Source organism: Streptococcus cristatus, assembly GCF_003943515.1.
GTDB lineage: Bacteria > Bacillota > Bacilli > Lactobacillales > Streptococcaceae > Streptococcus > Streptococcus cristatus_D.
Genome location: NZ_RJPT01000013.1, coordinates 23,925 through 35,280, shown reverse-complemented (window position 1 = coordinate 35,280; position 11,356 = coordinate 23,925). Strand labels below are relative to the sequence as shown.

Annotated in this window: 10 protein-coding genes; all 10 read right to left on the bottom strand. The window is 37.7% G+C overall.

The annotated features are described in order from the left end of the window. Positions 1 to 359 precede the first annotated feature (359 nt). Positions 360 to 2,156, bottom strand: a complete 1,797-nt coding sequence (locus D8791_RS09595; protein WP_125447603.1) for a rhamnan synthesis F family protein — start codon at positions 2,154 to 2,156, stop codon at positions 360 to 362. Then, positions 2,153 to 3,187 carry a glycosyltransferase family 2 protein gene (locus D8791_RS09590; protein WP_125447601.1) on the bottom strand — a complete coding sequence of 345 codons (1,035 nt, stop codon included), beginning with the start codon at positions 3,185 to 3,187 and terminating at the stop codon, positions 2,153 to 2,155. The genes D8791_RS09595 and D8791_RS09590 overlap by 4 nt, the downstream gene beginning before the upstream one ends. 19 nt (positions 3,188 to 3,206) lie before the next feature. Then, the gene (locus D8791_RS09585) at positions 3,207 to 4,409 is read right to left on the bottom strand and encodes an ABC transporter ATP-binding protein (protein WP_125447599.1); all 1,203 of its coding nucleotides are present in this window, start codon (positions 4,407 to 4,409) and stop codon (positions 3,207 to 3,209) included. Continuing rightward, on the bottom strand, positions 4,409 to 5,218 hold the full coding sequence (locus D8791_RS09580) for an ABC transporter permease (protein ID WP_005590601.1): 810 nt from the start codon (positions 5,216 to 5,218) through the stop codon (positions 4,409 to 4,411). Before D8791_RS09580 ends, D8791_RS09585 begins: the two co-directional genes overlap by 1 nt. A 5-nt stretch (positions 5,219 to 5,223) precedes the next feature. Further along, positions 5,224 to 6,159: a glycosyltransferase family 2 protein gene (locus tag D8791_RS09575; protein ID WP_125447598.1), complete on the bottom strand. Its 936-nt coding sequence runs from the start codon at positions 6,157 to 6,159 to the stop codon at positions 5,224 to 5,226. Next, entirely contained in the window at positions 6,156 to 7,304 is a 1,149-nt protein-coding gene (gene cps2T / locus D8791_RS09570; RefSeq protein WP_125447596.1) for a beta 1-4 rhamnosyltransferase Cps2T, read from the bottom strand. The genes D8791_RS09575 and cps2T overlap by 4 nt, the downstream gene beginning before the upstream one ends. Positions 7,305 to 7,442: 138 nt before the next feature. Further along, positions 7,443 to 8,297, bottom strand: a complete 855-nt coding sequence (gene rfbD, locus D8791_RS09565; RefSeq protein WP_125447594.1) for a dTDP-4-dehydrorhamnose reductase — start codon at positions 8,295 to 8,297, stop codon at positions 7,443 to 7,445. Between the two features lie 80 nt (positions 8,298 to 8,377). Next, positions 8,378 to 9,718, bottom strand: a complete 1,341-nt coding sequence (locus tag D8791_RS09560; RefSeq protein ID WP_125447592.1) for a DUF3329 domain-containing protein — start codon at positions 9,716 to 9,718, stop codon at positions 8,378 to 8,380. Beyond that, on the bottom strand, positions 9,705 to 10,640 hold the full coding sequence (locus D8791_RS09555; RefSeq protein ID WP_125447590.1) for a glycosyltransferase family 2 protein: 936 nt from the start codon (positions 10,638 to 10,640) through the stop codon (positions 9,705 to 9,707). The genes D8791_RS09560 and D8791_RS09555 overlap by 14 nt, the downstream gene beginning before the upstream one ends. A 37-nt stretch (positions 10,641 to 10,677) precedes the next feature. Then, positions 10,678 to 11,346, bottom strand: coding sequence for an excalibur calcium-binding domain-containing protein (locus D8791_RS09550; RefSeq protein ID WP_125373234.1), 669 nt, complete (start codon positions 11,344 to 11,346; stop codon positions 10,678 to 10,680). Positions 11,347 to 11,356 lie beyond the last annotated feature (10 nt).

The window sequence follows — 11,356 nt, the reverse complement described above, 5'->3', positions numbered from 1 at the left end:
ATATAAACTATTAGTTTGCCATAAATGATTCTTGTCAATATCCCATATTTTATAAGAAAAATCGTTCAAGTTTCTTGTGATTTCTAACAGATAAGAAAACAGTATGTAGATAAAAAAGACAACTACAATAGCGATAAATGTTTCTTTTCGTAGAAATTTTGAAATATAGCGTCCTAGCAACCAGCATGCAATTCCACTAATAATCATTTCAAAAATTAGGAACGGGGAATTGATAGTAGATATTCTAAAATCTGAGGAGACATTAATATTAACAGCTGTTACATCTAGGATTAAACAACTAATTAAAATAAAGCAAATCTGTTCATAATAGTCACCTAAAAATTTCAGTTCTTTTTCAACTAACTTCTTCCCTCTTTATCTGATAAATTATTTCTTGTCCCATTTATCTTTATTAATATTTTTTTTATAATATACTTTATCGCACTACCTGGCCCTCGATAAATATATTTTAAAGCGCCTTTGATTCCCCCGATATTATCAAAATTAATATAAGTATTAGGTAAAGTATCTGGACGAATATTTAAAACAGTATTATCTACAAATGGTGTGATATAAATATCATTTTTAGAAATAGCATAGTCAAATCTTTGTGACCAAGCTAAATAAACAAGAATCCTCTCGATAGAATGTAAAATAGTATGTTGCGGAAGAGGTTCCGAAGGAATATCCTCATCTTGTAGATTTAAATCAAAGAGTGGTTTCAAGGCATCATACTTGAACCAAATGAATGTTCCATAACTCATAATAAAGGTATTTAATTTATTAAAGTCAATGGAACGATGAATGTTCATTCTCTCCCAAAGAATATTCATATCGTCAGCAAATTTATTTTCATTCCACGGATCCACAATCTTAGTATATCGGAAAAAAGTCGGGATATCTGCAATCACTAATCCTAAACGCTTATCATTTTCCAAATTAGCCATGATCAAATCAGCCGGTTTTAGTAACATGTCAAATAGCTCATTTCTCCATGAATCTCCTACCCAATATGGATATTCTGGAGATTTTTTAGTATGGAAATGCCCGATNTAATCATAGGTACTCAATTCCTCTCTCAATTTAAGCATTGGGATAATATCTCGACCTTTATTTCCAGTAATATATATCTTCCCTGGTTGATTACGTTTTAATAAAACAGTTTCAATTTCTAATTTTTTCTTTTCTGAATCAGTTGTTAAAAATAAATCATAATCAAAATGGAAATGTCTGAAAGCATCTAAAAAATCTTCTAAAAGATCAACGTAAAAAGTATGTAGGTGAACAGCAACCTTCTTTGTATTAGAATACACCTCTCCTCTATCTTGCAATACTTTCCTATCAATGAGATAAGGAGGCGTTGGTAAACTCATATCTGACATGTGAGATATGATAAATTCTACTGGATAGTTCGTTCTTTTCTCGATTTCCTTAAGCAAATAAGGAGCTAGATGCTGAGTTAAATCAAATGTTTTAACCTTGATGAACGGCACTCCTGCATCAAGCAAAACATGGGGATAATGAATAGTGAAATTGCTATGGAAAAACTTGTCATTTAATGGAATCGTATTGAGAATAGATTCATAGTTAAATCCAGCATCCATGAATTTCTTGGTATAAAGAGTTTCATAATTATCAATTACCTTTTGAACATCTTCGAAACTCTCAACTGATTTCCAGAACTTTTGGAAAACACTAGATTCAACTACGCGCTTTTTAAATGAAATAAAGTAAGATTGCAAATGTTCATGAATATAAATATCACCGGCTTTAATTCCTTGATGATTAGTCATACCCCAAAAATCTACATTTGGGTTTGATTCATAGTTATCATAGATCGGTGCCATGTCCCAGAGTGGACCAAAACAAGTGTCATTCATAACAGTGACAGAATCATACTGTTTCAAGTTATCAAATCCAACAAATTTCATACCATCATGCCAAGCAGCAAAATCGTAACCTTTATTCTCACGTTGGATAAAATCATCAATCAGGTGTTTATCACGAAGTTTTTGTACTTCACTTTCACTAAGACGACTATTTGAAATAAAAACTAATTTATCAAACAATGGTCTCATATGTTCGAGTTGATAAAATACATGCCGACTAATATGATCATATTTATTAAAATGAACATAAAGCAATAGACGTTTCATTTACTTCTCCTAAAGAAATTAATAATTTTAGTTGGTATTGTCCATCTTCTCGAAGTAACAACACTGTTAAATTGGTTTTGTAAGTCATCATATAAAATCTGTAAACGATTCAACTCATTTTGAAACTCTTGACTCTCTTTCTTCAAAACTTCAATATACTCATTTTGATCATGAGAAATTCGCGACACCTGATTCAGTCTTAAATCTAAGTCTTTTATCTGACGATCTTTTTTAAAAACTAAGACATCCAAATCACGATCCTTAACAAGCGCTAAGTGTGAGATTCTTTGAATATCCTGATCTGGATACTTGTTGAGATATTTAATTTGAGAATCCAAGATACCTGTGAACCGCTTTTCAGCAGTCTCCAATGTCATAGGTTTTGAATCGGACCCTAAATTCATACGATACACAGCGGTGGAATCACTCAAAAAAGAAATTTTAGTGCGTTTGAATAATTCAAGTTGTAACTCAAATGTATCGTCTGCGGCTGTATCACTAATTTGAGCAGATACATCTTGCATAAGTGCGGTATCAACCAACCAGGTTGAAGCCATCGTCATACCTTTCATAACAAGCATCTCTTCATAGGAATCAATCAAAGGAAGCGCCTTATTAGCAAAGGCATTTTTTTGGATAAGATTCCCGTCTAAGTCTACCATATCAAATTCAGTATTTGACCAAAGTGAATCAATTGAAGCATCCAACAAATCAACTTGCTTTTGAAGTTTTAATGGGTCAATCCAAAAATCATCACTATCACATCTTGCGATATATTGACCTTTAGCTTCTCGGCAAATTTTTTTCCAAGTTTTAGTAATGCCAAGGTTCACTTCATTACGAAAAGTTCTAACTTTTTCAGGAAACTTATTTTGATATTCTTGAATAATCTCATACGAATGATCTGTTGAAGCATCATCAATGATAATAATCTCGAAATCAAAATTTGTTTTCTGATTGAGAAAGCTATCTATAGCCTCTCGTACCCAATCCCCCTTATTATAATTGGTACAAATAATTGATACTTTCATTCAAACTTCCCTTTTTCTCTTAAGAAAAACTCCACTTCCCATTTCTTTGAATGATACCAGTTGCAGAATCTTTAGCTGACTCATCATCTTCATCAATATCGTCCCTATTTAGAACAATAACTGGAATCTCATCAGTCGGAAGAAAGGCTAAAACTTGATTATTCTCATCCCTCACAGTAATTTCAAGTTTTAACTTAATATCGTTTAGTCCTGCTAGTGAACACTGATAGTTTACCTTAACATCACCCTTGCCACTTGTTAAATTATCCATCGTATTATCATTATAAATCCAAATATTACGATCAATATCTGTAAATGAGATAGCAATATAAGTCGGCACAGCTTCTAGCAAGGTATACGTCAAATCAAATGAAATTAGTTCATTTGGTGAAGCTCTTTTAGAAGACAATAGTGATAACTTCAAATTTTCAACAACTGAACCACTTCTTTCAATTCCCGGTTGATCTGAAGTGATTACTTGTTCTGTATTGTCAAAGCTATATTGATTGGCAACATCTCTAGGCTCACCTTTGGCTTTAATGTAACCATCTTCAATTAAAATAGCCTTATTACAATATTTCTTGACAGCTCCCATATCATGGGTAACCAGAATAGTTGTTTTCCCAGAATTCTTTCTTTCTAAGAAATAATCATTACACTTGCGCTGAAAGGCTTCATCCCCAACAGCCAGAACCTCATCCAAAATCAGAATGTCCCCTTGAGCCTTGATTGCCACAGAGAAAGCCAAGCGAACCTGCATCCCGCTAGAATAATTTTTGAGCTTTTGATTCATAAACTCACCCAGCTCAGCAAATTCAACAATGTCGTCATACATGGCATCTACTTCTTCAGTTGAGAAGCCCAGCATGGCACCATTCATATAGACATTTTCGCGGCCGGTCAGCTCTGGATTGAAGCCGACACCTAGCTCGATAAAGGAAACCAACTTGCCATCAATGGTCACTGTTCCCTTTTCGGGAATATAAATCTCTGAAATGATTTTCAAAAGGGTTGATTTTCCTGAACCATTACGGCCGACAATTCCAAAAAAATCTCCCTTTTCCACTTCAAAGGAAATATCCTTTAGGACATGTTGTTCTTTGTAACCTTTGATTCCTCGAAATCGGTTAACTAGGCTTGTTCTTAAACTTTGTGTTGACTCTGTTGGCAGTTTAAAAAACTTACTGACATGGTCAACTTTTACTGCAATATTATTTGACATTATAGAATCTCCGCAAATCTCTTAGCATTTTTATTAAAGATATAATATCCAAGTCCAAATATCACTACTGGCAATAAATAAGGAATCAGAGCAATCCATGGATTTTCAATCAAATCCCATCCTCGCATGCTCCCTGAATAAATTGCAAAGTGGCGTAAATCTTGAATAATTTGTGCAATTGGATTTAGCATCATTAATTTTGCAAAAGTAACTTGTCCTCTCTGAAGAATAAAAGTCAGTGAATAAATGATTGGTGTCGCATATAAGCCTGCCTGCAGCACTACTTCCCAAATTGGACCAATATCGCGATATTTTACAAAGAGAGTAGAGAGCATAAAGGCAAAACCAGCCGACATTAAAACCAGCTCTAAAAACAAAGGAATGATGACTAACCATCCAAAACTAAATGAGACACCATTAATCAACGCGAAAACAAAAACCACCAATAGATTAATTGCATAGTTTATTGCCGCACCTGCAATAGCAGAATAGACAATAATCGACTTAGAGAAATTCAACTTTCGTAACAAGTCCCCTCTAGACACAATAGACATCATGCCCATATTGGTTGCTTCTGAGAAAAAGTTCCACGTCACCATTCCTAAGAGAAGCGATACTGCGTAATGAGGGGTACCATCATCGAAACGTAAAAAACGTACAAAAACTAAATACATGACCGTAAATAGTAGTAGAGGTTTCAAAATAGACCATAAGTGGCCAATAAGAGAGCCTTGATAACGTAATTTAAAATCTGTTTTAATCATCTCTCTCAAGAGAATCCAGTTTTTTTGGCTAAAATAATCTAGCATGCATATTACTCCTTATAAGCAAATTTTGTGAGAATGAGCGTCGTGAAAACCAAAGTATGAAAGGTACGATTTTTTCTGTAGCCATACTTTCGAATCCGTCGCAGTCGCTCTGCAAAAGGGGCTTCCATGATTGTCACAAAATGTTCAATAATTTCTCTATTTTCAGTTGTCAGAGGCTGGCTGAGAAGATTGCGAGCCTGAGTCTGACTGTCTTTTATCAATTTCCAATATTTAGCAAATAGACGGCTAGGATGAATCCAGTTCTTCATCCGCTTGCGTAAGGTTCGTGCTCCCAATACATTATTCGAATGTTGGCGGTAAAGTTCTCCTGGCTGATCCAGATAAACGAGTTGCCCAAAGGCCGAAGCCAACAAGCCCAGATACCAATCGTGCATAAGCAGTTCATGCTCCTCCTGCCCTGTCCACAAATCAGCCAGAGCACGGTTGATCATCGAAACACCACCTGTCACCGTATTTTCCGTCAGTTCCTGAATCAATTTTGTATTAGCATGGTCAGACTGCGTTCGAATCATACTTTCATGAACAATATTTAGCTCCTGATCCACCACTTTTAAATCCATATAAACCAACAAAGGTACGGAAGCATCATAGTTTTCTGCTGCCGCCAACTGAATTGCTAACTTATCTGGCAACCAGACATCATCCTGATCACTAAAAAAGTAAACATCCGAATCCTGATATTTAAGCAGGCTATAAAAACTCTTAATGACACCCAAATTTTGAGCTTCTTCCGGATTGATAAAGAAGATCCGGTCGTCCTGTTGGCAAAAATCCTCAATAATCGCTCGCGTCCCATCACTAGAGCCGTCATCCCGAATCAAGAGCTGCCAGTCCCTATAAGTTTGGGCTTGAATACTTTCAATCTGTTCTGCCAGAAACTGCTCTCCATTATAGGTAGACAGAAGAATAGTCACTTTCATGATAAAAATAGCTCCTCGTATTCACCTACAATTTTTTCCCAGGTGTAGTTTTCTTTCATATTTTCTTTGGCTGCCTGACCTAGCTCAGAAAAATCAAGCTGAACATCCACTTTGTCAATCAGTTGGGCCAACTGCCCTTCTTCTTTTTGCCAATACAAAGCTGTTTCTTTGGCTACTTGATGGTTGAAATCCACATCCAAAACCAAATTGGCATCAGTCTGAGCCAGAGCTTCCAGAAGCCCGGGATTAGTTCCACCGACTTCGTGGCCATGCAGGTAGGCAAAAGCTTGATTGCGGATGTATTTGAGCAGTTCCTGATCATAGACTGTCCCGACAAACTTAATCCGAGAATCCTTGTCAAAACCCGTTTTTTGCTTGAGCTCTTCAAAATAAGGATTTCCCTCATGATTGCAGATAATCAGCAAGTTACGTTGGGTTTTGGATTTTATAAATTCCCGAATGATGGTCTCGTAGTTGTTTTCTGGCACAAAACGTCCAACAATCAGATAATATTCCTTTTCTCTGCTCTGCCATTTCTCAAAAAAATCACGCACGCGAGCATCCTGAGAGTCAAGAGAAGATAACTGGAGGTCTGTCCCATAAGCAATGAAAGCTGTCTTGGACCAAGGATAGGATTGTTTTATATAACTTTCAATTCCTTGGTTGTCCACAATGACCAGATCAGCATGCTTAGTCATAAGCTTCTCAGAATATTTAAGATAGGCTTGAACCGGCTTAGGCCACTTAGCCCGCTTCCATTCAAGACCATCTGGATTAATAAAGAAAGTCCCGCCTGCTTTATGAATTTTATGTGCAAAAGGTGCCACAAAGGCTCCGATCGTATTACCCAAAATATAAAAAATTGGACGCTCAATCTGCTGCTCTTGCACTAGCTTTAAAGAATAATTGATGGCCATCATATCATAGGCAATCACCCGAGCCGGCCCTAATTTAGGAGCCTTAATGGTGAAGCAATCCACTCCCTTGTAGTCAAAATGATGAAAAGCTTCATCATCCGACAAACAAGCTACATGATACTGGATTTGGGAAGAAACCTTATTTTCTACTAATTTTTCAACAAAGGTTTCAAATCCGCCATATTTAGCAGGAAGTCCGCGACTCCCGATGATGAAGACATGTCTCATGCTTTTCCTCTATTCAAAGATTTACAATCTAGTCTATTATATCATTTTCTTGGTGATTTGTGGAACTTTCAACAAGGTTCATTAAGTTGTTTAACCCATAAAATAGACTAGTTCATAGTGAACTAGTCTATCAACGCTTTATTTCCTTACTTCCTGCTTGTAAAACTCTTTCAAAGCATCCTGCCAAGTTGGAATGACAAATCCTGTAGCCTTGGCCTTGGCCAAACTCATAGTTGAGTTGAAAGGTCGCTTAGCCTTAGCTGGGAACTTGCTGGAATCCACCGGCTGGACTTCTACATCCGTATCTTTGAGAATTTCCACTGCAAAGTCATACCAAGTTGTGTCCTCTGCCGCGTCATTAGACAGATGGTAATAACCAAATTCCTTTTGGTTTTCAGCCAAATGAGTCATAAACTCAGCCAGCGTACGAGTCCATGTCGGACGGCCATGCTGATCATTGACTACAGTCAGAATTTTATGCGTCTTGGCAAGATTTTGCATGGTAAAGACAAAGTTTTTACCGTAGTTCCCAAAGACCCAGGCAGTACGGATAATGTAGAAACGGCTGGAATATTTCTCAACCAGCTCCTCGCCCATACGCTTGGTACGGCCATACTCAGTCTGCGGATCAGGCCGGTCATCTACTTCCCACTCCTCACCGACAGGCTTTTGACCGTCAAAAACATAGTCTGTTGAGATATAGACCAAAGTCGCTCCGTGAGCTTCTGCAGCTTTTGCGACATTTTCGGTCCCGGTCACATTGATGGCATAGTCCAGCTCTTTTCCTTCGTCCTCAGCTGCATCAACTGCGGTATAGGCTGCACAGTGATAGACCAAGCTTGGCTTGACTTCCGCAAAGACCTTGTCCACCATTTGGGCATTGGTAATATCCATTTCTGCCACATCAACAGCCACATACTCCTCATTGCGCTCATCCAAAAGATAGCGAAGCTCTGTACCCAGCTGTCCATTCGCACCTGTAATTAAAATCATTTGTCTTTCCTTTCAGATCATAAAAATTCGATGGATTTATTATACCAAAAAAAGCAGAAAAAATCTGCTTTAAACCAAAATTAATCAGTACTTTCAATCCCTTCAATTTCGAAATAAGCTGCCATCCACTGGTTAAACCAATCATCTTTAGATGGACCTAAATTCGCAGTACCTTTATAAGCATTGAAAAGGGTTCTTGGTTCTGTATAACGCCTCAAGGTGACAAACTCTTGACCTTTTTCTTCTGCCAAGCGTACTTCCTCGTACTGCTCCTTAACAACTAAGTAAGTATCGTGAACATCACTAAGAGCGTTACTGTAAGACATCCCAAATTTAATAACAACAGGCAAAAGAGCATACACCGCAATCCCCCTCACCCACTTTTTCTCTTCAACAAAAATTACTTTGAGGGGGATTAGAAGAGCTAAGATAAGAAGTACACTTGCCCCAAAGAAAATCCGTTCTGGCAATTCATTGCTCACAACCAATGAATAGATACAAGCCAAATGAGCCATTAAAATAAAGCTAATAGCAAGTATTTGCTCTTTTCTTAGATACTGTCTAAACAGAGCATAGACAACGAGTAACAACAGGATGATATATAGAACCCCGTAACGCCCCCAGCTTAGTTGAAAAAGGTTATGAAGTTTGTCATAGAGCCCATCAAAAACTGAAATTGCCCCTGCTCTTTTCCGAGAACCTGGTGATAATAACATTAAGAAAAAACCACCACTAGCAAATACAATTTCTAAAACTCTCTCAATTGGAAATCTATTTTCTATAAACCAATCATAAAGGGAAAATAAACCAACCAACATAATAATTGCTGGGGAGGTATTCTCATTTCCTGCCCCGACAAAAAATGCCAAAGGAATCGTTAAAAGTAGCAAATAAGGGAATCGTTTCTGCTTAAATATCAAGGACAGCCAAACCAAATCTAAGACAGCAGTCCACAAGTAATTTCCCGAACCCGATACCCACAAGACTGTCTTTCCTATCTCTGGCAAGAACCACCATAGAAGTAGAAAAATTACAATGAGATAAAACGACTTGTATCTTATTTTTGAACCAGTAGAAAATCTAGAGCTAAGATGATCTAGCAATAAACATAAAGTTACAAATACTACGGAGTTAATAACATCAAATACAATTTTGTCAAATTGCATAAAAACTTGAACAATCGTATGTCCTGTAAATCGACCATTCCACACTCTCCAATGATTTATTTGAGACAACAATAAATCAAAAATATTTCTAATTGGTTGCTCGTGTCCATCAGGAAAAGGTTGTCTGTACAAAAAATGATAAGTAAAATCATCTGATGTATAGAGGGTAAAACGATTTAACAGGAACACCAGAAAAAATACAGTCACTAATATAAAAATAAACATGTATTTATATTTATGGTTATCTTTTTGCATTACTCTTCTCCTTAATCACATAAATCGGGCGTTTCTTGGTTTCCATGAAGATTTTGCCGATGTACTTGCCCAATATACCGATGGTCAACAACTGGAAACCTCCGAGAAGGAGGATGACGGTCATGAGGGACGGCCAGCCCGATGTCGGATCCCCAAAAACCAAGGTACGGATAATAATCACCGCCATCAGGATGAAGGCTAAAATCCAAGACAGGATGCCTCCTAAAAAGGCAATGTTGAGAGGCGCATCAGAGAAATTGACAATGCCTTCCAGAGAATAGTTAAAAAGAGACCAAAAATTCCAAGAGGTCTTACCAGCTACTCGTTCGACATTTTTGTATTCCAAGTACTCAGTATTGAAGCCAACCCAGGCAAAAATTCCCTTGGAGAAGCGATTGTACTCTGAAACCTCCAGAATGGCTTCTACCATCTGACGGCGCATCAGTCGGAAGTCACGCGCACCATCTACCATCTCAACCTGACTAATCTTGTTAATCAGCTTGTAGAACAAATTAGCAAAAAAGCTTCTGATTGGCGGCTCTCCCTCGCGAGTAGTGCGACGGGTACCCACACAGTCCAGCTCAGGATTCGAGTCCAGCATGGCCTTCATCTCAATCAGGAGCTCGGGCGGATCCTGCAAATCCACATCCATGACCGTCACAAAATCCCCGCTCGCCTCTTGCAAACCAGCATAGAGGGCAGCTTCTTTTCCGAAATTACGAGAAAAGGACAGATAGTGCACATCTGCACAGCGGCTACTGAGCTCACGCAAAACAGCCAAGGTTTGGTCTGTCGATCCGTCATTGACAAAAATATATTCGAATTGGTCGCGGACTTGATATTTCACCGCTTCCATGGCTTCATGAAACAGAGGAATAGACTCTTCTTCATTGAAGCATGGAACAATCACTGAAATTGTCATATTCTTCCTTTCCTACACACATAGACAATAAATTATCTCATTTTTCGCACGCTACTCCATCTCCATCTTTATCTAACTTGCTACTATAACCCGGTTGCCCACGATAAATAGGGGTAACTCCTGCTCTCCTAGCAGCTTCACAATTAGGATAAATTCCACTTTCTGATATTGTACCCGAGTGATTTTCTACAGAAGAGTTATTAGATGAATGAGAAACTGGTTTGCCCAGCCCGATAGCATTCCAACTTATCCCTTCATAACGCCATCCTACTTGAACCAAATAGTCCTTCTCTCCTTCAGATAAAGTATAATGATGACTACCAGCTTTTGCATTAGGATTATATAATCTATACAACGGATGCTGACCTGAAGATTTCCATGAAACTCCTTCATATCTCCAACCAGCTCGTATTAAGAAATCTCGTTCATTTGCATTCAGAGTATAGTGATGATCACCCGCATTTGGATTGTACATTCTGTAAACATCTTGACCTTCCAGAGGAGCAATCCAACCGATTCCCTCGTAGTGCCACCCTACACCTACCAACATCTCTTTTTCATTCCAACTTGCTGTATAAAAATGTTCTCCACTATTTGGATTATACATTCTATACATTTCTACTCCACCATCGTTTGCACTTACTGACAAAACGTTTATAAACACCATAGATAGCAATACAGCGATAAAAATATAAACTTTCTTCATTTATAACTCC